We start from the raw sequence: 22,925 nt of genomic DNA, 5'->3' as shown, positions 1-22,925 counted from the left end.
CTGCGCCCTGCCGGCCATCCGGCAGGGCGCAGTGCTTTTCACTGAGCTTCTTCAGCGTTGCCGCTCCAGGGTGAGGCCGGCTTTGGCGATTGACGTCATGCGGTTCGGAATGCAGCGGGCTCTGCGGAAGATCCGCCAGGACTTCAGGCGGGCGACGCCTCGTTCGACCAGTGTCCGTGCCGCGGCCAGGGCCCGGTTGACGGTCTTCTCGGTTGGGGTGAGTTCCTGCAGGGGCCTGCGTTTGATGCCCGTGGTCAGCCAGGGGCCACCGCCCTGGTAGGCAAGATCCGCCAGGATGGAACGCCCTGGCGCTCGCAGATCCGGATGATCCGGTGGGTGCGGGCGGCGGTCAGGTGGTGGGTGCGGCCCGGCAGGGCGGGCAGGAGCCACAGCAGCCGGCCGCCGGGGTCGGTGACCACCTGCACGCGGCCCGGCCGTCGCCGATCCGGTCGCACTCGGCGAGGGTGCCGTCGAGAAGGACGAAGTCGGGTTCGTGCCCGCGCAGCGTCTTCATCAGGCCCGGTGCACGTTCGGCGAGCAGGTCGACGACCGCGCTGGTGTAGGCGTGGGCGGTGGACTCGCTGATCCCGAATCCAGCGGCGAACACCCCGCGCCCACCCCGAGGGACGTCTCGGCCGCGACGCCAAGGACCTCGCGCTGTACCGGGAGAAGTTCCGCCGCCGTCTGCCGGAGTCGCTGGACGAGCTGCACGGCCCGTCCCAAGGGATCGTGGAACTACCGCTACACCTGCCCTGGTCCGGGATGACGTCATACGACCGGGCAAACCGCGCCAGCGTATGGTCCTGTACCGCACCGTCCTACACGAGGGCCTGCGCGACGACCTGCCCCGCACCTCGACCCGGGCGCGCTCCTCCAGCTGTAGCCGGTGATGAGCACCCTCGTCGGTCGCACCGTGCGCGCCGTACGGGAAGACGCGTTCCCTCAGCTCGCCTCCCACACCCGATAGAGCGGCATAGCGGTCGGCCTCGTACGTCTGAGTGTGGTCACTATTCGGCGTCAGGGTGCATCTGTACCCACCGGCCGTCGATGAACTTCATCTCCACGCCGTAGTACGGCTGGGGCGGGGCAACCAACCGCTTGCCGCGGTGTGGCGCTGTCGGCGGCTTGGGGCGGCCAGCGGGCTGCACCTGCGCCGCGCCCGGCTTCATTTTTGGGTCGCGCTTCCGCAACGCTTCGATTCTCTTGAGGAGTTCGGCGCGGCTGATGTCTTTGGGTACCCGGGTCACACGGGTCGGAGCCACCGAGCGGGGCGACGAGCGGTCTGTGGTCGACCGGCAGGCGCGGTGCACCGGCAGCCCGCCCGGGGCGAGGACGAGCTTCTTCCTGGCCACCGGCAGGCGGCATACGACACAGCGCTTGAGCGCAGGCTTGGACCTGAACGCGTCGGACACGATCCCCCCGGATGGTGATGCCTTGGCGTGACAGCACAATAGGCGCGCTGGTGACCGCCCGGGAGGGTTCGGGCGAAAACCGTTGCGCCTCCAAGAGCGCGCCTTCCACCGAGCAGGACGGTGGATCCACAGCGACAGAAACCGTGCGGCCGAGCGATCTGCCCACGAATGCGAGACGGCGAAGTCCGCTACGGCGGCACTTGCGTACCGGACCGTGATCAAAGCGATGAGTGTCAGCCGGTGAGCAAAGACCTCGAAGGCCGTGGAGTGAGGAAGCTACCGCTCCTCGTGCCCTGCGGTAGGCATCACTCTTCGGCAGTCGAGAGCAGGCTGGCAACTGCCATGACAAGCGGGCGACGGCCACAGAGGGATGTGGGGCGGCATGCACGAGCCAGGCAGTATTCCGGCGGAGATGGAGCGGCTCCAAGGGCACGCTGAACGCGCCTTCGTCGAGGTGCAGCGGGCGGATACGAAAGCAACAGCGCTGTGCGGAATCGCCGGTGGCCTGCTGGCTGCAGGGATTGCCGTGCTGTCGAGTACACGCGGCATGCCCCCAATCGGAGTGTTCTCGCTAGTTCTGATGTGCCTGCTGCTGATGGCCGCGATAGGGGCTGCGCTGCTCGCGCTGCGGCCCGTGGTCCCAAGGGCGGGGCTGCATACCGAATTGATGGACGAGGCGCTCGTTCATCACCGGGTCGGTGTGAGTACGGCTGCGCGTGGGGAGCTTGAACGGCATGCCGAGGGCCGTCGACTACAGGTGCTGGCCTGGCTGGCGGACAAAAAGCTGCGAGCGGCCCGCCTGGCCGTCGACTTTGCCCTAGCAGCACTCCTGATGGCTGGAATGTGTCTATTGAGCAACATTCTGGTTAGTTGAGACGATCACCTTAAGTGTGTCGGGGCCGCACAGCAGGGGGACGCATGTATCAGCCGCATGCCACGGTGATCGGCGACAAGTTATGGGCACGCCTGAAGGCGCTCGCACCGGAGCGTGTGAGGCCCGCTCGGAGTGTGCTCCTCCGCCAGGGAGATCCAGCAACTCACGTGATCGTGCTGGAGTCCGGGTCAACGTTGATCACCCTGGCCGGGACCTGCGGAGAAAGGACGCTTCTCGCCGTGCGCGGCGCCGGTGAGTTACTCGGCGAGCTGGCCGTGCTGGACTCCCAGCCGCGCACCGCCACGGTCATCGCCGCCGAGACCTGCCAGATCCGCATCGTCCCGGCTGCCGCTTTCCTTACATTCGTTGAGGAGCATGATCTGCTGGCCCCTCTCCTGCGCCATGCCATCGCCCGGGTCAGGGAATCGGAGGCCGTGCGGCTCGAACTGGCCACTGCGTCTGTGCCCCTGCGTCTCGCATCGGCTCTGTCGCGACTGGTCGAGGCCGCATCCGCTTCGGCTCCGGATCTCGCCGTGCGTCTGACCCAGACTGAGCTGTCTCAGATGATCGGCGCTTCCCGCAACGCTGTGGTCAACGCGCTCAAGCCCTGGCGCGAGCAGGACTGGGTCCGCACCACCTCCAGTGGAGGGCTCCTCGTTCGCGACATCCATTCGATTCAGTCGCACGCACGTACGCAGGCGTGACGGGCCGCACTTCACGCCTGCCCACTGCTGGGCAGCGGCGGCCGTCCCGCCCGATCAGCATGGGCACTTCCCTGACCGCCTGTGCTGAAAGGACGGTGCCCGATGGATGCGCCGCTGCACGCAGAGCCCCTGGACGTGCCTGCCGAACTCGCCCTCGTGGCACTTGATATGGAGAAGTACAGCCAGATCCCGGAGGCGAAGATGGCCGCCGCTCGGTGCGATGTGGACGACATCGTGGCGACCGCGCTCGCCGAATGTCAGCTGCCCGACCCGCAGGAACTTCCCGGCGGCTACAAGGACAGTGGCGACGGGGCGATCCTGCTGTTCCCGCCCTCAGTGCTGGCACGACTCGTCGACCCACTGCTGGGCCGGCTCAATGCGGCTTTGGTGCGCTACGAGCGGCAGCGGCTGGCCAGTAGTCCCGTCCTGCGCCTGCGGGCCAGTATGCACGTCGGCCCACTGTCCCTGCCCGACCATCGCGGTAACGCCATCAATGACACCGCCCGGCTGCTCGACAGCCAGGCAAACCGCCAGGCGCTGTCCGCCGCGAAGGACAGTGGCGGCTTCCTTACTGCCGCGCTCTCCGAGATCGTCTACCAGCGCACTGTGCACGCGGGACGCATGCAGGATCTGGGCCCGCACCACTTCCTCGAGGCGGTTGCCCGCGTCAGCGACAAGCCCGGCTTCGAGCAGCCCTGCCGGATTCACGTGCCGGGCCTGACCGGACCGGCCGTGCGCCCCTACGTCACGGACGCCGCATCGCCGGCCGCTGCCACCTCCTCCACCGCGCAGCCGAGCGACGCGTCGGTGACGCCGGTTGCCAGCAGCGGCGGCACGTTCCAATTCCACGGTCAGGTCAGCGACGCCACGATCGCCAACAGCATCGACACCCTGCGGATCGATCGCCGCCAGCGGTAAGTCGTCTGGCCTTCCACCCTTTCCGCCCTTCCCACACTCACCCTGGAGCACCCGTATGTCTGACGTGCCGTTCGACCCCACCGGCTCCAACGCAACCCCACCGACCAGCGAGGTTGGCGAGAACCAGTCCAACGGCTCCGGCGGCTGGCTGCATCGCTTGCGCCCCGGATCCGGTGCTCCCTATCGGCGGGACGCAAACCCTGACGACCCATCTCCCTCCCCCGTTCCCCCACCACCGGCTGCCGTCCCTCCCGCGCATCGCATTCATGAAACGGAGGACGGAGCGACACACGTGTATGGGGACCCCGACGTCGTCGCCCACTACATCAAGCAACTGATCCTGGAGACCCGAAAGCAGGACTTACTGGAGGGCATCGAACAAAATCGCGAGCGACTGCTCGATCAGCCGTTCGTTCGGAGCGCGCACTGGAACACGATCTGGGAGCAGATCGTCAATCCCGCTACCAGCCGCCCGCATCAACCCGTGATCATCATTGTCGCGCCCCGGTCATGCGGCTCGACAACCCTCGCACTACGGCTTCTGGCCGAGCACACTGCTCACGACGCCACCGTGGTCAAGTTGGACGCGGACTGGAAGACCCCCAGCAAAGGACGCCTGCCACTGGAGCTCGCGCACGCCTACCAGCTTGACCTCAAGCACCCGGAGAAAGATCAGGTATCGGCCGACTTCCTCGATGCACTGTCGGAACACGCTACCCACCTCCGAGGTTGCGGTTCCTATCTGGCGCTGACCGTGGCACAGGACTTGTGGAAGGATCACCGTCTCAGCGATCGCGACGGCGTCCAAGTAGTTCGTCTGCGCGAGGCTCCCGATGCCCAGGAAGTAGTAGAGGCGCATCTGGACGCCAACGGCTACGGACAGCTGGTCACATCGCTTCGCTCCTTCCCCAAGGCCGCGGCTTCCTTGCGCGGACTGACGGCGGTGGCCGCCGTACGGGCCGCGCGCTCCGCCGTGACAGCTTGGAAGGAACATATTCACGCCGACTCCCAGCAGTCGCGAGTGCGAGCAGACACCGACGGCGGAACCCCGGCCACCCTGGAAGAACGCATCATCGCGGCTCTGACCGACTGGCGAGGGGAACTCGACGGCCGGTTCGGCGAGATGAACAGCCTGCATACCCACGACAACCCCTCACTCACTGTGGACGACCGTTGTCTGCTGCTCGCCCTGGCCGTGCAACAGTCGGCGCCCCTGCCCGTCGTCGCGCGCAGTGCAGCCGCTCTGATGAAAGCCATCGAGGACGTCCCCGAGGCTCCTGGCGCAGCAGCAGGATTCTCGCCGACGCTCAGTGCCCTGGCCGGACGGGGAATGCGTCGGCGCATCCAGGATGTCGGGGGCCAAGTCGACATGCAGGACACCGTGCTCTTCGACCGGCCTGCCTATGGACGCGCGGTGCTGGAGTATGTCTGGGACAACTACGACGTCATGCGTGAGCCCTTGCTGACCTGGCTCGTCGCGACGGCTCAAAGCGCCGAGCCGGAAGACCACGCAGTGGCTGCGTTGGCTGAGCTCACCGTGCGGCACGGATCGGTGGACTACCTCACAACACTGGGCAACCTGGTCGGCAGCAGCCATCCAAAGGTGCTTGGTGCGGTCATGGAAAGCGCCGTGCGCAACGAACACGTCGGACGCCTGGCGTGGGAAGCACTGTACGGGTGGGCGGAGAAGGAGAGTTACGCGCCCGCCGTGATTGCGCTGTGCCGACGAGTCTTGGAGGATTCCTCCGTCGCCACCTCTCTGGCCAAGCGGGCAATGGTGCGCCTGCGCCGGGTCGCGCACAAGAACACCGGCACCACCGTGGTCGGCCAAGTCCAGGCTGCCTTCGACGCTCTGGTCCAACACCCCACTGTCGCCCAGCGACTGGCCGGGGAGGTCCAGAGCTGGCAGCAGGGCAAGGTTTCCTCCGCGCGCAGCGGCGCCCTGGCCTTCCTTGCATTGATGACCCGCCGGCACGACGGCACGCCATGGCTCGTGGGCTCCCCGCCCACGGACATCGACGTGCAGCGCGGCGTCCACGACCTGCTGTCCTCTTCGGAGACCGCCGCCGAGGCCATCTCGCGTCTGACGGACTGGATCCGTGCTTGTGCCGCCGATCCCAGCGCCTACACGCAGTTGCGCGACCTGCTACTGCCCGCGCTGCGCGGCCACAACATGTTCGAGGCCGGCTGGAGGTTCATGAGCGGGCTGCGTGGCATCTCCACCGTTGAGGGCGTCAGCGTGGCCGACGACTTCTACAACCACCTCGTCGACAGCCGTGTGCGCACGGTCTTCCCGCTCGAAGAGAACCTCGTATGAGGTGGCCATGGCGCCGCGCAGTCCGTACAAGTAGGTCTGCCCAGCCACGGTTGCTGCCCAGTGCCACCGACGGCATCGCCTTCGAGGCCCTGTACACAATCACCTGGCGACCACTGTGGCGGGTTCCCCCCAACGTGGAGGAGACAGCACGCGCCGCTGTGCATGCCGCAGCGACCGAGGCGGCCGCGCGTCTGCGAGCCTCGGACGTGCCCGCCGCCCAGGACGCCGTCAACGCCGCCCTCGGCTGTCTGCCTCGCCGAGCCCCGAACTACTGCCTGCTGAACGTCAAGGCGACCCTCGGTCTGCCCAGCGCGTCACAGGAGCTGCTGGCGCAGCGGGCAGCTGACGAGCAACGCGTCCGCCGCCTGCGCTTCTTGAAGGAGAACCTCTACGACCACCCGGACCTCGTCGTCCTGGACCAACTCGAACACCACGCCCCCGGCGCCCTGGGCGACGAGCACGTTGCCGAACTCCAACGCCTTGCTCGCCTGATCTGCTCCTGCGACCGCTGGTGGTTCCCGCTCCTGCAGCAATGGGAACAGGTCGGCCAAGGGTTCACGAACATCGAAAAGCGCCAGCAGGCCATGGTCGTGCTGTCCGACTCCCTCAAAGCACTCAACGGCGGCAGTCTCCCCAGCGGCATCGCAGCAGGAGACATGTCCGGGTCTGACGGAGCACCCCGAAGGGCGCACCCATGAAGCTCGCCCTGTGGCGGATGCTGCTGGCACCCCTGACCAGCCTCCGAGCCCTGTTCATTCAACGTCGCAGCGCGACACAGCTGTCCTACGACGTCGCCTGGCGCCAGGCGCGCCTGGACCGTAGTCCCGACGACATGGTCTATCGGCTACACGGCCACCAAGCCACCGCACCCGACCAAGCATCCAGTGCTCAGTCGCCCTTGGCCCCGCCAAGGAAAGACGAGCCGACCGACCGGTTTCCCTGACCGACGTCTCCGTAAACCACAAACACCTTCGCCCTGTCCATGGAGGACAGGGCGAAGGACGTTCATGCGGCAATGGTCAGCGGCGAGTCCAAACGCTTCCAGGCTCCGAGCACCGCCTTGTGCGCGTCCGGTTGCAGATGGGCGTAGCGCTGGGTGGTCTGGAAGCTCTCGTGGCCGAGGAGGTGCTGGACCTCATAGAGCGAGACTCCCTTCTGGACCAGCCACGAGGCGCAGGTGTGGCGCATGGAGTGCGGCGGGTAGTGCGGGACGAGTTGCTGCTCGCCGTCGGTGTCGAAGTAGTGGGCGGCTTCGACTGTGGGCCACCAGGTCTGCCGGCGCCAGTTGCTGTCGGCGAGGAGCCGACCGGCACGGCCCTTGGTGATGGTGGTGAACACCACGGCGTCCCGGTCGAGCCGGTGGATGTGGCGTTCGAGGGCCTCCAGGACGTGAGGCGGGAGCGGGACCTCTCTACGGCTCTTGGAGCTCTTGGGGTACTCCTTGATGCCGCTCTTGCTGTTGACCTCCACCACGAACAGGCGCGAGCGGCGCTGGTCGATGCGGTGGCGATGCAGGCCGGAGAGTTCTCCCCAGCGGAGTCCGGTATAGAAGCCGAGCAGGCACATCGTCCGCCACGCGACGGGGAGTTCGTCCAGGATGCTCTGCGCCTGGTCTAGCGTGAACCACTGCGGCGGCTTGACCGCGATCTGGGGCAAGTCGATGTTGCGGCACGGGGTCACCGCCAGGACATCGTCGTCGACGGCCGCGCGCATCATGGAGTTGCCCGGCCTCCTCGCGCAGCACCTCGGCGACCTGTTCTCGGACGGCCTGCTCCTTCGCTTCCTCCACGGCGGCACGCCAGCGCACCTCACGCTCTTCTCTCGCACGTTCCTCCCTCGCTCTGCGCTGGGCCTCTTCCACCGCTCGCGCCTCGATCTCGCCGAGAACCAGCCCCAGAGATTGTTCAAGGGTCCGGCTCTTGCGGTCCCGCCAGCGGCCGGGTCTGTCAGTCAGCCCGTGGGCGACCTCCACGACGAGACGCGAGGACCGTTCCGGATCCGTGGACTCGGGAAACTCCTGCCTGATGGTGACCGGATACGCGAAGCCGTCGACAACAACGTCCATCCACCCTCGCGCGGGCGGTAGGACGACCCGACCTTCCGCACCGCGTGCCCTCGCCGCGCCGCTTCGACAGCCATCCCTTGGAGCATCAGAAGTGACCTGCGGCGCAGCTCAGGCGGCATCACCAGCCGCCTCGCGTCATCCTTGAGCGCAGCCACAACTGGATGAAGGGACGCCAGCCGCGTGGGGACCCGAACGGCTGGGGCGTCCGCCTCTGGCCTCTGGCTCCGGGCATTGGGATGCGGGCCCTCTGCGAGGAAGAACTCCAGCCCGGCCAGACCGTACGGCACCTTCTCGATGCGCTTCCCCTCCGGCTCCATGCCATGCCGCTTCGCGTAATTGACGACCCGTCGCCATTCCGCGATCTCCTCATCATCAGCATGGGCGAAGCGGACGTGTCCTTCAGCGAGGAGCCGTTCGACCAACTCGCGAGCTTTCGCCCGCCGTGCGCGGGCGACGGGACGATCGCCATACGGCGCCGACGGCTCACCACATTCGGCAGGGTCCACGTCGTCAGGGTGGCGGCCATGACGGAGATAGAACCGGCCGGCCTCCGTGACCTCCGCCCGGGCAGCACCGCCCGCCCTCGTCCACCATCAAGAGGCCACGGGCACGCAGGGCGTACGCCGAGCGCCACTCTCCTGGCGCCCAGGCTCCGGATTCCTCACCGGCCGCGAGCCGCTCAAGAAGCGCGCGCTGCCGTTCGTTTGGTGCGGGCCGTCGTTCCACGGCATTCAGCCCACATCGCGCAGGCACGCCCTGTATAGACCCGAAAGGGCGGCTCCCTGCAGTGAGAGTCCCCTGTGACTGCTCTGGGACTTCCGGCCGCATCGTCGGGAGCGTCACCAGCCCTCAACACCCACCGGAAGTCGCCACATCGATACGGCCTGACGTGCCCAAAAGCTGCCTGACACTCCATCAGAACGAGCGTCAAATGAGCGTCACGAGCGTCATTTCAGCGTCAAGATATCGCCCGTAACGCCCACACCGCACATAATGCGCACGCGCAAAACCGCAGGTCAGGAGCCCTTTGCGGCAGGTTCAAGGATGGCAACGCACTCCACATGATGGGTCATCGGAAACAGGTCGAACGCCCGCAGCGTGCGCGGCTTGTAGCCGCCCTCGCGGAAGTAGGCCAGGTCGCGCGCCAGCGCCGCCGGGTCGCACGCGACGTACGCGATGCGACGCGCCCCCAGGCCCGAGAGGTGCTTGACCGTCTGCTTGCCCGCGCCCGCGCGGGGCGGGTCGAGGACGATCAGGTCGACCTCGGAGATGCGGGTGCGCGGCAGGACGGACTCGACCTTGCCCTGCTCGATGCGCACGCGGTCGAAGTGCTGGAGGTTGTGCCGGGCGTCCTCCACCGCGCGCTTGCCGGACTCGATGCCGAGGACCGCTCCCTGCTCGCCGACCCGGTCGGCGATCGCGCCCGCGAACAGGCCGACGCCGCAGTAGAGGTCGAGCGCCATGTCGCCCTTGCGCGGCAGGAGGCCCTGCATCACGGCCTTGACCAGCATGTCGGCGGCCTGCGGGTGGACCTGCCAGAAGCCGCCCATGCCCACGCGGTACGTGCGCTCGTCGGCGCGCTCGCGGACGAAGGCGCGCCCGTGGACGCGGTGGACAGAGCCGTCGCGCTCCTCGACCCGGAGGACCGAGACGGGCTTGTCCAGTTCGACCAGGGGGAGCCGGCCGCCGGGGCGCGGGGTGAGGACGACCTGACGGTCGCTCGAACCGGTCGCCGCGATCGCCTCGACCGTCTCCATCTGCGGCCAGTCCTGCTTCTCGATGCCCAACTCGCTGACGCCCGGAGCGGCGATCAGGCAGTGGTCGATCGGCTGGACGTCGTGCGAACGGTGCTTGCGCAGACCCACCTGGCCCTCGGCGTCGATCGCGTACTGGACACGCGTGCGCCAGCCGGGCACCTCGCCCGCCGGGAGCTTGTCGCCCGGTGCCGGCATGACGGTGCCGTCCCAGCCGGCCTCCTCCGGGGTCAGGCCGGCGAGCCGCTGCAACTGCTCAGCGATGACCTCGCCCTTGAAGCGGCGCTGCGCCCCCGGCTTGGCGTGCTGCCAGTCACAGCCGCCGCACTTGCCGGGGCCGGCGTACGGGCAGGGCGCCTCGACGCGGTCCTTGGACGCCTCGATGACGCGCACGGCGTCGGCGCGCAGGAAGCGGGAGTCCTCCTCGCCCTCGGTGACCCTGGCCACGATCTTCTCGCCGGGCAGCGTGTGCCGGACGAACAGGACGCGGCCGTCTTCCGTGCGGGCGACGCAGTGACCGCCGTGCGCGACCGGACCGACCTCGACCTCGTACTCCTGCCCGACCAGCGAGGACTCAGGTGCGTTCTGCATGGTGGGGTGACTCCAGAGATCAAAAGGGGGGCCCGAAGGACAAGACCCACCAGTCTACGTCGGTGGGGAGGTGCTTCAGGCCTTGCCGCTGGGCTCCTTCGGCCGCTGGTCCACGGGGCCGCGGCGCACCGAACCGGGCGCGTTCCACTCCTGGCGCTTCCTGGCCCGCTTCTTCGCGGCCTCGGAGGACACCAGCTGGTACGGCACCGACGTGACCATCACCCCGGGAGTGAACAGCAGGCGGCCCTTCAGCCGCAGCGCGCTCTGGTTGTGCAGCACGTGCTCGTACCAGTGGCCCACCACGTACTCGGGGATGACGACGCTGACCACGTCCCGCGGGCTCTCGGTCCGCAGGCCCTTCACATATTCGATGACGGGCCGGGTGATCTCCCGGTAGGGCGAGTCGAGGATCTTCAGCGGCACGTTGATGCCGTGTCGCTCCCATTCCTTCTGCAGCGCCTTCGTCTCCGAGGGGTCGACGCTGATGCTGATCGCCTCGAGTGTGTCGAAGCGCATCGCCTTGGCGTAGGCGACGGCGCGCAGCGTCGGCCGGTGGACCTTGGAGACGAGCACGATCGCGTGGACGCGGGAGGGGCGGACGCTGTCGTCGCCGGGCTCGTCCGGTGCGGCGATCTCCGCGGCGACCCGGTCGTAGTGCTTACGGATCGCGCTCATCGTCCCGTAGAAGATCACCATGCCGAGCAGGGCGACCCACGCGCCGTGCGTGAACTTCGTGGCGAGGACCACGATGAGCACCAGGCCGGTGAAGAAGGCGCCGAAGGTGTTGATCGCGCGCGAGCGGATCATGTGACGGCGCTTGGCCTTGTTGCGCTCCGTCTTCAGGTGACGGTTCCAGTGCCGGACCATGCCCGTCTGGCTGAGGGTGAAGGAGACGAAGACGCCCACGATGTAGAGCTGGATCAGCTTGGTCGAGTCGGCTTCGTAGAGCCAGACCAGCAGGATCGCGGCGCCCGCGAGCAGCACGATGCCGTTGGAGAAGGCGAGCCGGTCGCCGCGGGTGTGCAGCTGGCGCGGCAGATAGCGGTCCTGCGCGAGGATCGAGCCGAGCAGCGGGAAGCCGTTGTACGCGGTGTTCGCGGCGAGGAAGAGCACCAGGGCGGTCGCCGCGGCCAGCAGGACGAAGAAGAACGTGCCCTGCCCGAAGACGGCCGCCGCGACCTGCGAGATCACTGGGTTCTGCACGTAGTCGGGTCCGACGGGGACGCCGTTCGCGATGAGGTCCTTCGCGGGGAACTCCGCCATTTTCACGCCGGTGGCCATGGCGAGGCCGATGATGCCGCAGAACATGGTGACGGCGAGGATGCCCATGAGCAGCAGCGTCGTCGCCGCGTTCCGGCTCTTGGGCTTGCGGAAGGCGGGAACACCGTTGCTGATGGCCTCGACGCCGGTCAGCGCGGCACAACCGGAGGAGAAGGCACGCAGCAGCAGGAAGAGGAGCGCGAAGCCGGCGAGTCCCTCGTGCTCCGGCTTGATCTCGTAGTCGGCGGTCGGGGCGCGCATGGACTCGTCGAGGACGATCCCCTTGAACGCACCCCAGAGGATCATGATGAACACACCGGCGACGAAGATGTACGTGGGGATCGCGAAGAGCTTCCCCGACTCCTTCACACCCCGCAGGTTCATCAGAGTCAGCAGAACGATTATCCCGATGGCGCAGAACACCTTGTGCTCGACGACGAACGGGATCGCGGAGCCGAGGTTCTCCACCCCGGAGGAGATCGACACGGCGACGGTGAGCACGTAGTCGACGAGAAGGGCGCTGGCGACGGTGAGGCCGGCCTTCGGGCCGAGATTCGTGTTCGCGACCTCGTAGTCACCGCCGCCGCTCGGATACGCGTGCACGTTCTGCCGGTACGAGGCGACGACCGTGAACATCAGCACCACGACAGCGGCGGCGATCCAGGGGCTGAAGTGGTACGCCGACACACCCGCGATCGACAGGACCAGCAGGACTTCGCCCGGCGCGTATGCCACGGAGGACAGGGGGTCGGAAGCGAAGACGGGGAGAGCGATGCGTTTGGGAAGGAGCGTCTCCCCCAGCTTTTCACTGCGCAGCGCCCGGCCGATCAGGATCCGTTTGGGGACGTCGGTCAGTTTGGACACGCTGAGGATCGTAAGCGTTCGATATGAGCCAAGCCCAACCAGCGGGCTACAACCTGCGGGATCTTAACGCGTCTGCTTCACCGTGCCCTCTTGACGGACCGCACGTACCCGCATGGGGCGGAGTCTGAGACCCTGTATTGCCTTATTGACTTGTACCGCCATTGACAGAGCCGGAAGGACGGTCGTGCACATCGTCATCATGGGTTGCGGGCGAGTGGGAGCCGCTCTCGCGCAGACCCTGGAGCAGCAGGGGCACACGGTCGCCGTCGTCGACCGCGACCCCACCGCCTTCCGCCGGCTGGGGTCCGGGTTCGGCGGCCGACGCGTCACCGGCGTCGGCTTCGACCAGGACACCCTGCGCGAGGCGGGCATCGAGGATGCCGGCGCGTTCGCCGCCGTCAGCAGCGGCGACAATTCCAACATCATCGCCGCCCGGGTGGCGCGCGAGATGTTCGGCATCGAGAACGTCGCGGCGCGTATCTACGACCCCCGGCGAGCCGAGGTGTACCAGCGCCTGGGCATCCCGACGGTCGCCACCGTGCGCTGGACCGCCGACCAGATGCTGCGGCGGCTGCTGCCGTCCGGCGCCGAGCCGCTGTGGAGCGATCCGAGCGGCGCGGTCCAGCTGGCCGAGGTGTACACCTCGCCCGCGTGGATCGGCCACAAGGTCAGCAGACTGCAGGAGGAGACGGGCGTACGGGTCGCCTTCCTCACCCGGCTGGGCGAAGCGATCCTGCCGACGTCCCAGACGGTGCTGCAAGAGGGTGATCTCGTGCACGTGATGATGCGCACGGACGAGATCGCGAAGGTCGAGGAGGCCTTCACGGAAGGCCCTGAGGAGGGCGGTCACTGATGCGGGTCGCTATTGCGGGCGCCGGTGCGGTGGGCCGTTCCATCGCGGGCGAGCTGCTGGAGAACGGGCACGAGGTACTCCTCGTCGACAAGGCGCCGACCGCCATCTCGGTCGAACGCGTGCCGCAGGCCGAATGGCTGCTGGCCGACGCCTGCGAGATCACGTCCCTGGACGAGGCGGCGCTGCAGCGCTGCAACGTGGTGATCGCCGCGACCGGTGACGACAAGGTCAACCTGGTGGTGTCGCTGCTCGCCAAGACGGAGTACGGGGTCCCGCGGGTCGTCGCGCGGGTCAACAACCCGAGGAACGAGTGGCTCTTCAACGAGTCGTGGGGTGTGGACGTCGCCGTCTCCACACCGCGCCTGATGTCGGCGCTGGTGGAGGAAGCGGTGAGCGTCGGCGACCTGGTGCGGCTGCTGCGCTTCAGCCACGGCGACGCCAACCTCGTCGAACTGACGCTGCCGCCGGAGTCGGCGCTGGCGGGCACGCAGGTGGGTGCGGTGGCATGGCCGCAGGACACCTCGCTCGTCACGATCATCCGGGGCTCTCGGGTTCTCACGCCGAGCCCGGAGGAGACGCTGGAGGCGGGCGACGAGCTGCTGTTCGTGGCGGCGCAGGCGCAGGAGGAACAGCTGGAGGACCTCCTCTCGGTCCGCCGCGAGCTCCCTCCGTCGGAAGGCTGAGAGCCCGCGGGGCGCTCGCCCCCGTATGCCCCCGCCGGTGGCGTGGCGATCTTGGGGTGGCCCTGCCCCCTTGGGCCGGCCCTGTCCCGGTGACGTGGCGTTCTCGAGGTGCCTCTGCTGGTGGATGCGGCGTTTCCGGGGGTGCCCCCTGTTCGGGGGTGGTGCGGGGGCGGGCCATCCGGAGGGGGAGCAAAGGGTCGCGCGGGGCGGTGGCCCGCCGGGGGTAGCGAAATGGCCGGCCGGGGGGAGGGGGACGCGCAGGGGAACGTGTTCGGGACGTAAGGCGCCGTTAGTGAGGGGGAGGCAAGTACGGGAAAGCAGTCCCGGACATGCCCCCGGAGCGGCACCCGGACGCCAAGCACACACGGACCGGGCTGCCCCCGAGACGCCGGGCCACGCCCGGCAGCGCACCCGGGACAACCGGGCCCCGCCGGACACGTGGGGCCCGCCCCGTGGGTGGCTGAGCCCACGGACCGGGCCACGCCCGAGACCCCGGGCTACCCCTCCGGCTGCTGCGCCGCCGCCTTGCGGGCCTCCTCCGCGCGTTCCTCCGCCTCCATCTCGGCGAAGACGTCGATCGGCGGCGGAGCCTTCGCCAGGAAGACCCACGTCAGATAGACCGCCAGCAGGAACGGCGGGATCTTCAGGGTCACCAGAACCCAGCCGAGCTGCGTCGTGTCGGCCCACCAGTACAGGGGGAACAGGATCGCGCACTTGGCGAGCAGGATCAGGCCCCAGGCCCAGCTGGCCTTGGCGTAGGCCTTCTTGCGGCCCGGGTTGCGGGTGCGCCAGGAGAGGTTCTCCTTGAAGACCGGGCCGAGCATCAGGCCGATCAGGGGGACGCCGGCGAGCGTCGTGACGATGTACGCCATCGCCAGGCCGAGCGTGTAGAGCATGCCCGGCAGGTAGAAGTCCTTCGCGTTGCCGGTCATCATCGCGAACACGACACCGAAGGCCACGCCGAAGACGCCGCTGAACGCGTGCTTGACCGTGTCCCTGCGGACGAGTCGGACGGCCACCAGCACCAGCGCGGTGGCGAGCGCCGCGATGGCGGAGATGTGCAGGTCCTTGTTGATCGTGTAGATCGTGACGAAGAGCAGTCCGGGCAGGACCGTCTCCACCATGCCGCGCACGCCGCCGAAGGCTTCGAACAGCGCGGCCTCCGTCACGGTTTTCGTGTCCGTGTCGGTGTCCTGCTGATCGTTCGTCGTGGGGGTCGGCTTGTCGACAGACGCCACCGGCTACTCCTGTCCGAGTGGTCGGAGTTCGTATTTGGGATTGAACAGCACCCGTCGACCGTGACTCATCGAGATCCGGCCCGATGCGATCAGTCTGCGGCCCGGCTCTATGCCCACGATGGCACGGCGGCCGAGCCAGACGACGTCCAGCGGGGCCGTGCCGTCGAAGAGCTCCGCCTCCAGTGCGGGCACACCGGCCCGCGGACGCAGGGTGACCGTGCGCAAGGTACCAGTCACTCTGACGACCTGGCGGTCGTTGCATTCGGCGATGCGGATACACCCCGATGCCTGTGCGTCCTCCTGGAGCTCCTCGGACTCGAGGTCCTGCTGCGAGCTGGAGAGCCGGTCGAGCATGCGACGGAAGCGGCCGGCCGGTCTGGCCGCCGTCCTGTCCTTCGCCGCTTTCTCCGACGCCGCCTTCGCGGAACGGGGTACAGCACTCATGGAGAAAGCCTACCGGCCGCCACCAGGACCACATCAACGTTCGAAGCGGTATCCCATGCCGGGTTCGGTGACGAAGTGTCTCGGGTGCGACGGATCGGCCTCCAGTTTGCGGCGCAACTGGGCCATGTAGACGCGCAGATAGTTCGTCTCGGTGCCGTACGAGGGGCCCCAGACCTCCTGGAGCAGTTGCTTCTGGCTGACGAGGCGCCCGGTGTTGCGCACCAGCACTTCCAGCAGGTGCCACTCGGTCGGGGTGAGGCGTACGTCACGGCCGTCCCGGTTCACCTTCTTCGCCACCAGGTCGACGGTGAAGCCCTCGGTCTCGACGGTCGTCACGTCGTCCTCGCCGCCGACGGGCTCGGCCCGGCGGACGGCGGCGCGCAGCCGGGCGAGGAGTTCGTCCATGCCGAAGGGCTTGGTGACGTAGTCGTCGGCACCGGCGTCGAGGGCCTGGACCTTCTCGTCGGAGGAGTGGCGGGCGGACAGGACGAGGATCGGGACGCGGGTCCAGCCGCGCAGGCCCTTGATGACCTCGACGCCGTCCATGTCGGGCAGTCCGAGGTCGAGGACGACGACGTCGGGGTGGCGGGCCGCGGCCAGTTCGAGGGCGGAGGCGCCGTCGGCTGCCGCGTCCACCTCGTACTTGCGCGCCTTCAGGTTGATCACGAGGGCACGTACTATCTGCGGCTCGTCGTCGACCACGAGCACCCGGGTCATGTGCTGCCCGCCTTTCTGCCCGTGCGGGCTGCTTCCACTGCTGGTGTGTGCACGGTCGGCCGTCATGAGGTGACCTCCGCGGGCAGGCCGGCTCCGGTGACTTTGTGGGCGGGGACGGCCGTGAGGGTGAGGACCATGGTCATGCCGCCGCCGGGGGTGTCCTCCGCCGTCAGCGTGCCGCCCATCGACTCCACGAACCCGCGGGCGACGGCGAGGCCGAGACCGACGCCCGCGCCGCGCGGGGCGTCGCCGTAACGCTGGAACGGTTCGAAGATCCGCTCCTTGGCCTCGTCGGGTACGCCCGTGCCGCGGTCCGTGACGCGCAGTTCGACCCGCTCCCCCAGGGTGCTGGCGGCGACCTTGACCGGGGTGTCGGCGGGGCTGTACTTGACGGCGTTCTCGACGATGTTGGCGACGGCCCGTTCGAGCAGCCCCCGGTCCACGGCCACCAGCGGCAGAGACTCGGGGATGTCCAGCTCGACGCTCTCGACCGGTACGCCGACGAGCGCCAGCGGAATCACCTCGTCCAGTCCGGTTTCGCGGATGAGGGGGGTGACGGTCCCGGTCTGCAGCCGCGACATGTCGAGCAGGTTCCCGACCAGGTGGTCGAGACGGTCGGCGCCCTCCTCGATGCCGGCCAGCAGTTCGGCCTCGTCCTCGTCGGACCAAGCCACGTCGTCGGACCTGAGGGAGGTGACGGCGGCCTTGATGCCGGCCAGAGGGGTGCGCAGATCGTGGCTGACGGCGGCGAGAAGGGCGGTGCGTATTCGGTTGCCCTCGGCGAGTTCGCGGGCCTGCTCCGCCTCGCCGACGAGGCGCTGCCGGTCCACGACGACGGCTGCCTGGGTGGCGAAGGCGGCGAGCACGCGGCGGTCCTCCGCGGGCAGTACGCGGCCGGAGAGGGCCATCGCCATGTGGTCGCCGACCGGCATGTCCACGTCCGCGTCGTCGGGGCGGACGGCCGGCGCAGGTCCGACGCCGGCCGTGCAGGTCCACGGGTCGACGTCGCTCCGCCGCTCCAGCAGCGCGACGGACTCCATGGCGAAGGTCTCGCGTACGCGCTCCAGCAGGGCGTCCAGCGCCGTCTCGCCGCGCAGGACGCTGCCGGCGAGGAACGAGAGGATCTCGGACTCGGCCCTCAGCCGCGCGGCCTGGTGCGTGCGCCGGGCGGCCAGGTCCACCACGGAGGCCACCGCGACGGCGACCGCGAAGAAGATCACGATGGCGACGAGGTTCTTGGGTTCGGCGATGTCGAGTGTGTGGGTCGGCGGGGTGAAGTAGTAGTTGAGCAGCAGCGAGCCCACGCCGGCGGAGGCGAGGGCGGGCAGCAGCCCGCCGAGCAGGGCGGAGATCACCGTCAGGAAGAGGAACAGCAGGACGTCGTTGGCCAGCCCCGGCCCGTTCTCGAGGCTGGTGAGCAGCAGCGAGAGCAGCACGGGAGCGACGACGCCCACGAGCCATCCGGCGATGATCCGGGAACGGCCGAGACGGGCGCCCCGGGCGCCGGGCAGGCCGCGCCCCTTGCCCGCCTCGTCGTGGGTGACGATGTGGACGTCGAGGTCGGGCCCGGAGTCCCTGGCGACGCTCGCGCCGACGCCCGGCCCGAAGAGGTACTGCCAGGCCCTGCGGCGGCTGGAGCCGAGCACGATCTGTGTCGCGTTGACGCCGCGTGCGAACTCGAGCAGCGCGGAGGGCACGTCGTCGCCGATGACGTGGTGGAAGGTGCCGCCGAGGTCCTCGACGAGGGTCCGTTGGACGGCGAGTTCCTTGGGCGAGGCGGAGGTCAGTCCGTCGCTGCGGGCGATGTAGACGGCGAGGATCTCGCTGCCGGAGCCCTTGGCCGCTATGCGGGCCGCGCGGCGGATGAGGGTACGGCCCTCGGGGCCGCCGGTGAGGCCCACGACGATGCGTTCGCGTGCCTGCCAGGTGGAGCGGATGTTGTGCTCGCCGCGGTACTGCTGGAGGTACTCGTCGACCCGGTCGGCGAGCCAGAGGAGGGCGAGTTCGCGCAGGGCGGTGAGGTTGCCGGGGCGGAAGTAGTTGGAGAGCGCCGCGTCGACCTTGTCGGGCTGGTAGATGTTGCCGTGGGCCATGCGGCGGCGGAGCGCCTGCGGTGCCATGTCGACGAGCTCGATCTGGTCCGCCCTGCGGACCACCTCGTCGGGGATGGTCTCTCGCTGCCGTACGCCGGTGATCGTCTCGACGACGTCGCCGAGTGACTCCAGGTGCTGGATGTTGACGGTCGATATGACGTCGACGCCCGCCGCGAGGAGTTCCTCGACGTCCTGCCAGCGCTTGGCGTTGCGGGAGCCGGGAACGTTGGTGTGGGCGAGTTCGTCGACAAGGGCGACCGCGGGGCGGCGTTCCAGGACGGCGTCCACGTCCATCTCGGTGAATTCGGCGTCGCGGTAGGTGATCTCGCGTCGCCGGATCTGCTCGAGCCCGTGCAGAAGCACTTCGGTGCGGGGCCGGTCGTGGGTCGCGACGAAGGCCACGACGCAGTCGGTGCCGCGCTCCACGCGGCGGTGCGCCTCGGAGAGCATGGCGTACGTCTTGCCGACGCCCGGCGCCGCGCCGAGGTAGATCCGTAGCTTGCCGCGTCCCATGGCCTCATTGTCTTTCGAACACTGCCTTGCGCAGCGTCGACCTTACGTCGAACAGAACGGGCGAAGCGGTCGGTCAGGGACTCGGGGGTGCGTATTGACGCGATTCTGATGCGGCGGGAGACGGTGAGCGTGGAGGGCTGGCCGGCGGATCGGTTCGGAAAGGCCTGGGGGCACTCGACCCGTGTGGGGCGGGCCCGGCGGAGGTCGGTCCCGGGTCAGTGTTCGACGAGCTCGCCGTCGCCGAGTTCCAGCACCCGGTCGGCGAGCCCCAGGAGCTGGGCGTCGTGGGTGGCGACGAGGGCCGTGACGCCCTCGCTGCGGACGACCGCCCGCAGCAGCTCCATCACGGCGAGGCCCGTCTCGGCGTCGAGCTGGCCGGTCGGCTCGTCCGCGATCAGCAGTGCGGGCCGGTTGGCCAGCGCGCGGGCGATGGCGACGCGCTGCTGCTGGCCGCCGGAGAGCTCCCCGGGCCGCTGGGCGGCGTGCTCGGCGAGGCCGACCAGCGCGAGCATCAGCCGGACGCGCTCCTCCCGCTCGCGCGGGTCCGCCTTGCGCAGCCGCATCGGCACTCCGACGTTCTCCGCGGCGGTCAGGATCGGGATCAGCCCGAAGGACTGGAAGATGAAGCCGATCCGGTCGCGGCGCAGCTCCAGCAGCCCGTTCTCGCCGAGTTCGGACAGGTCGGTGCCGTCGACCGTGATACGGCCCTGGTCCGGGGAGTCGAGGCCCCCGACGAGGTTGAGGAGGGTGGTCTTGCCGGAGCCGGAGCGACCCTTGAGCGCGACCAGTTCTCCGCGCGGGACCTCGAAGGACACCCCTCGCAGTGCGTGGACGGCCGCGGCGCCTGTGCCGTAGGAGCGGTGCAGATTCTCGACCCGCACCATGGGTCCGCGTGCCGGGTCCTCGGCGACGGCCCAGCCGGCCTGCGCGCTGCTGCTCTCGGCCATCAGAAGTCCCCCCGCTGTAGATCGTGTCCGGCTCAGTATGTGCAGGGGGCATGTGGCCCGGCAACGGTCTGGCCGGGCAACGGTCATGCGGGCGGGGCTGCTTGCGGGCGCCACCCCGCCCACGTGCGCAGGGCGGGGTGGGCGGCCCGGGCACCGGGCCATGGAACGACGACTGGGCCGCACCCCTCGGGGGTACGGCCCAGTCGGTTCTCGGCGCTGTCGTGACGGCGAAGCCGTCAGCGGACCTCGGTGATCTCGGGCCCGCGCTGAAGCTGGCCCATGCCGCCCGAGAAACGGGAGCCTTCCTGCTCCTCCTGCTGGACACCTTCCGGCACCATCTGCGCGTCGTCCGGCAGTTTGAGGACGATCGGGTCGCGCGGCGCCATGGGGCCTTCGCCGCGCACGACGACGGTGTCCCGGAAGATCTGCTCGAGCAGACCGGCCGCCTGCGGCTGCACCGCGCCCTGTCCGGAGATCACTCCGCGCAGGAACCAGCGGGGTCCGTCGACGCCGACGAAGCGCACCAGCTGCACGCCGCCGGTGCCGTCGGGCAGCTGCACGGGCACCTGGGCCCGCAGCTCCCAGCCGAGGGGGCCCTCGACTTCGTCGATGATGCCGCCCTGCTGGGTGATGCCGGAGGCGATCTCCTCGCGGACCTCGCCCCAGATGCCTTCCTTCTTGGGCGCTGCGAAGGCCTGCAGCTGAATGGCACTGTCGCGCAGCACCACGGTGGCCGCGACGATCGCGTCGCCGGCGACCTCGACACGGAGCTCCATGCCCTCGACTCCGGGCACGAACAGGCCGCCCAGGTCGACCCGGCCCTCGCCGGGCCTGGAGACCTCGGAGACGTCCCAGGGGCCGTCGGGCCTGGGCGCCGGCGGGAGGTTCACCCGGCGGGCTCCACTCTCCTCAGCGTCCTCGTCGAGCTCGGCAGACTCGTCGGCGACTCGCTCGGCCTCGCCCGCTGCGTCCGCCGCGTCACTGGCGGAACCACTCTTCTTGCGACGTCCGAACACGTCACTGTCCTTCCCGGTCGGATACGACCGAAGCGTATCGATTCCCACCCGTAGAGGCGTCCACGGCGGCATGACCGCCGGTGGACCCGAAGCCCCCCTCGGCCCGCGCAGAGCCGGGAAGCTCCGCCACCTCGTGGAAGCGCACCTTCTCGACCTGCTGGACGACCAGTTGGGCAATCCGGTCGAACCGTTCGAACCGCACGCTCTCGCGTGGATCCAGATTGACCACGATCACCTTGATTTCCCCACGGTACCCGGCATCAATCGTCCCTGGGGCATTCACGAGGGCGACTCCGCAGCGGGCCGCGAGCCCGGAGCGGGGGTGCACGAAGGCGGCGTAGCCGTCGGGGAGGGCGATCGAGACCCCGGTGGGCAGCACCGCGCGCTCCCCGGGGGCGAGTTCGGCGGCCTCGCACGTCACCAGATCGGCGCCGGCGTCGCCCGGGTGCCCGTACGCGGGCAACGGCACCTCCGGGTCCACTCGCCGGATCAGAACATCCACGGGGGAGCACATCAGGGGTTCACCTCGAAGGCGCGGGCGCGCCTGATCTGGTCGGGGTCGGCCATGGCCGCCTGGATCTCCGCCGGGCGGCCGTTCTCGATGAAGTGGTCGATCTTGACCTCGACGAACAGGGCAGCCGCCCGGACGGCCACCGGCCCAGCGGGGCCGCCGATCCGCCCTGTGGCGGTGGAGTAGATCTTGCGGCCCGCCACGGCGGTGACCTCGGCGTCGAGGTACAGCACGGTGTCGACCGGCACGGGACGGACGAAGTCGGTCTCGAGCTTGCCGGTGACCGCGATGACCCTGAGCAGCCAGTTCAGGGAGCCGAGCGTCTCGTCGAGGGCGGTGGCGAGCACGCCGCCGTGCGCGAGGCCGGGGGCGCCCTGGTGCGCTGGCCTGACGGTGAACTCGGCGGTGACGCGTACACCGTCCTGCGCCCGGGCCTCGAGATGCAGGCCGTGCGGCTGCTCCCCGCCACAGCCGAAACAGTGCCCGTAGTGCGAGCCGAGAAGTTCACCCGGGACGGGCGCGTCGGGGTGCCTCACCGGCGCCTTGGCGTCGGCCGGCGGGGTCAGAGCCTTGGAGGCGGCGGGGGGTCCGGGGTCCGCCACCGGGTCGTTCGCGTTACTCACAGGCGCAGACCTTACCCGCGCGGCTACCCGCCGGTCGCACCGTGCCAAGCTTGGATTCATGCAGCCTTCGGCCCCGCAGTACGCAGAACGTCTGACCGCACCCCGTTCGTGGTGGGTCGTCACCGCCCTTGTCGCCGTCTCGGGCGCTCTGATCCTGCTGCCGCTGGGGACCCTGCCGATGCTCGGCGGTCTGATCGGCGCCGGCGCGCTGGCGGCCGCGCTGGTGACTTCCTACGGCTCCGCCCGTATCCGGGTGGTGGCGGGGTCGCTGGTCGCGGGAGACGCCAGGATCCCCGTCGCGGTGCTCGGCGACGCGGAGGTACTGGACGCCGAAGAGGCGCGGGCCTGGCGCCTCCACAAGGCCGACCCGCGGGCCTTCATGCTGCTGCGCAGCTACATCCCGCGGGCTGTCAGGATCGAGGTGACCGATCCGCAGGACCCGACCCCGTACGTCTATCTGTCGACGCGGGATCCCGAAGCGCTGGCGGCCGCTCTGACGGCCGTACGCGCCGTCTGACGGGCCCTGGG

General features: G+C 69.1%; 21 protein-coding genes and 1 pseudogene. 9 read left to right on the top strand and 13 right to left on the bottom strand.

From position 1 onward, the window contains the following. Positions 1-51 precede the first annotated feature (51 nt). Both ACIQ7Q_RS27375 and ACIQ7Q_RS27370 read right to left on the bottom strand, forming a co-directional pair. Positions 52-601: pseudogene (locus ACIQ7Q_RS27375) on the bottom strand (transposase family protein); the annotation flags it as partial. 406 nt (positions 602-1,007) lie between these two features. Then, positions 1,008-1,352, bottom strand: coding sequence for a hypothetical protein (locus ACIQ7Q_RS27370; protein ID WP_403867505.1), 345 nt, complete (start codon positions 1,350-1,352; stop codon positions 1,008-1,010). 442 nt (positions 1,353-1,794) lie between these two features. Here ACIQ7Q_RS27370 and ACIQ7Q_RS27365 point away from each other — a divergent pair, with 442 nt between their 5' ends. From ACIQ7Q_RS27365 to ACIQ7Q_RS27340, 6 genes are all read left to right on the top strand, one after another. Beyond that, complete coding sequence (locus tag ACIQ7Q_RS27365; protein ID WP_403867502.1) at positions 1,795-2,286, top strand: hypothetical protein; 492 nt, start codon at positions 1,795-1,797, stop codon at positions 2,284-2,286. 44 nt (positions 2,287-2,330) lie between these two features. After that, complete coding sequence (locus ACIQ7Q_RS27360) at positions 2,331-2,990, top strand: Crp/Fnr family transcriptional regulator (RefSeq protein WP_403867499.1); 660 nt, start codon at positions 2,331-2,333, stop codon at positions 2,988-2,990. Positions 2,991-3,092: 102 nt separating this feature from the next. Further along, complete coding sequence (locus tag ACIQ7Q_RS27355) at positions 3,093-3,908, top strand: hypothetical protein (RefSeq protein ID WP_403867496.1); 816 nt, start codon at positions 3,093-3,095, stop codon at positions 3,906-3,908. Positions 3,909-3,963: 55 nt separating this feature from the next. Next, positions 3,964-6,225 (top strand): hypothetical protein, encoded by a 2,262-nt coding sequence (locus ACIQ7Q_RS27350; protein ID WP_403867493.1) that lies wholly within the window; start codon positions 3,964-3,966, stop codon positions 6,223-6,225. Between the two features lie 50 nt (positions 6,226-6,275). Next, positions 6,276-6,923 carry a hypothetical protein gene (locus tag ACIQ7Q_RS27345; RefSeq protein WP_403867489.1) on the top strand — a complete coding sequence of 216 codons (648 nt, stop codon included), beginning with the start codon at positions 6,276-6,278 and terminating at the stop codon, positions 6,921-6,923. After that, entirely contained in the window at positions 6,920-7,168 is a 249-nt protein-coding gene (locus tag ACIQ7Q_RS27340) for a hypothetical protein (protein ID WP_403867486.1), read from the top strand. The genes ACIQ7Q_RS27345 and ACIQ7Q_RS27340 overlap by 4 nt, the downstream gene beginning before the upstream one ends. A gap of 62 nt (positions 7,169-7,230) precedes the next feature. On the opposite strand, the gene ACIQ7Q_RS27335 is transcribed toward ACIQ7Q_RS27340, so the two are convergent. The 3 genes from ACIQ7Q_RS27335 to ACIQ7Q_RS27325 all read right to left on the bottom strand — a co-directional run bounded on the left by ACIQ7Q_RS27335 (position 7,231) and on the right by ACIQ7Q_RS27325 (position 12,759). Next, positions 7,231-7,941 carry a tyrosine-type recombinase/integrase gene (locus ACIQ7Q_RS27335; protein ID WP_403867483.1) on the bottom strand — a complete coding sequence of 237 codons (711 nt, stop codon included), beginning with the start codon at positions 7,939-7,941 and terminating at the stop codon, positions 7,231-7,233. A 1,365-nt stretch (positions 7,942-9,306) separates the two neighbouring features. Then, a complete protein-coding gene (locus ACIQ7Q_RS27330) occupies positions 9,307-10,635 on the bottom strand; it encodes a class I SAM-dependent RNA methyltransferase (protein WP_403867480.1) in 1,329 nt (442 codons plus the stop codon). Between the two features lie 75 nt (positions 10,636-10,710). Beyond that, positions 10,711-12,759 (bottom strand): APC family permease, encoded by a 2,049-nt coding sequence (locus ACIQ7Q_RS27325; protein WP_403867477.1) that lies wholly within the window; start codon positions 12,757-12,759, stop codon positions 10,711-10,713. Positions 12,760-12,943: 184 nt separating this feature from the next. Between ACIQ7Q_RS27325 and ACIQ7Q_RS27320 the strand changes: the two genes are divergently transcribed. Further along, positions 12,944-13,612 carry a potassium channel family protein gene (locus ACIQ7Q_RS27320; RefSeq protein WP_403867474.1) on the top strand — a complete coding sequence of 223 codons (669 nt, stop codon included), beginning with the start codon at positions 12,944-12,946 and terminating at the stop codon, positions 13,610-13,612. Beyond that, positions 13,612-14,295, top strand: a complete 684-nt coding sequence (locus ACIQ7Q_RS27315; protein ID WP_403867472.1) for a potassium channel family protein — start codon at positions 13,612-13,614, stop codon at positions 14,293-14,295. Before ACIQ7Q_RS27320 ends, ACIQ7Q_RS27315 begins: the two co-directional genes overlap by 1 nt. Positions 14,296-14,792: 497 nt before the next feature. On the opposite strand, the gene ACIQ7Q_RS27310 is transcribed toward ACIQ7Q_RS27315, so the two are convergent. The 8 genes from ACIQ7Q_RS27310 to ACIQ7Q_RS27275 form a co-directional block, all read right to left on the bottom strand. Continuing rightward, positions 14,793-15,533, bottom strand: a complete 741-nt coding sequence (locus ACIQ7Q_RS27310; protein WP_403867469.1) for a DUF3159 domain-containing protein — start codon at positions 15,531-15,533, stop codon at positions 14,793-14,795. A gap of 3 nt (positions 15,534-15,536) precedes the next feature. Then, positions 15,537-15,977: an OB-fold nucleic acid binding domain-containing protein gene (locus ACIQ7Q_RS27305; protein WP_403867466.1), complete on the bottom strand. Its 441-nt coding sequence runs from the start codon at positions 15,975-15,977 to the stop codon at positions 15,537-15,539. A gap of 33 nt (positions 15,978-16,010) precedes the next feature. Next, a complete protein-coding gene (locus tag ACIQ7Q_RS27300; RefSeq protein WP_403867463.1) occupies positions 16,011-16,694 on the bottom strand; it encodes a response regulator in 684 nt (227 codons plus the stop codon). A 62-nt stretch (positions 16,695-16,756) separates the two neighbouring features. Next, a complete protein-coding gene (locus tag ACIQ7Q_RS27295; RefSeq protein WP_403867460.1) occupies positions 16,757-19,300 on the bottom strand; it encodes an ATP-binding protein in 2,544 nt (847 codons plus the stop codon). Between the two features lie 215 nt (positions 19,301-19,515). Beyond that, positions 19,516-20,247, bottom strand: coding sequence for an ABC transporter ATP-binding protein (locus tag ACIQ7Q_RS27290; RefSeq protein WP_403867457.1), 732 nt, complete (start codon positions 20,245-20,247; stop codon positions 19,516-19,518). Between the two features lie 236 nt (positions 20,248-20,483). Beyond that, the gene (locus tag ACIQ7Q_RS27285; protein ID WP_403867454.1) at positions 20,484-21,263 is read right to left on the bottom strand and encodes a DUF3710 domain-containing protein; all 780 of its coding nucleotides are present in this window, start codon (positions 21,261-21,263) and stop codon (positions 20,484-20,486) included. A gap of 1 nt (position 21,264) precedes the next feature. Next, the gene (gene dut / locus ACIQ7Q_RS27280; protein WP_403867451.1) at positions 21,265-21,777 is read right to left on the bottom strand and encodes a dUTP diphosphatase; all 513 of its coding nucleotides are present in this window, start codon (positions 21,775-21,777) and stop codon (positions 21,265-21,267) included. Then, entirely contained in the window at positions 21,777-22,397 is a 621-nt protein-coding gene (locus tag ACIQ7Q_RS27275) for a PaaI family thioesterase (RefSeq protein WP_403867448.1), read from the bottom strand. Before ACIQ7Q_RS27275 ends, dut begins: the two co-directional genes overlap by 1 nt. A gap of 58 nt (positions 22,398-22,455) precedes the next feature. Here ACIQ7Q_RS27275 and ACIQ7Q_RS27270 point away from each other — a divergent pair, with 58 nt between their 5' ends. After that, positions 22,456-22,914: a DUF3093 domain-containing protein gene (locus ACIQ7Q_RS27270; protein ID WP_403867445.1), complete on the top strand. Its 459-nt coding sequence runs from the start codon at positions 22,456-22,458 to the stop codon at positions 22,912-22,914. Positions 22,915-22,925: the final 11 nt, after the last annotated feature.

It is taken from the genome of Streptomyces sp. NPDC096176 (assembly GCF_044763255.1).
Lineage (GTDB): Bacteria > Actinomycetota > Actinomycetes > Streptomycetales > Streptomycetaceae > Streptomyces.
Note: the sequence above shows the minus strand (reverse complement) of the source record. Positions and strands in the feature narration are given on the sequence as shown.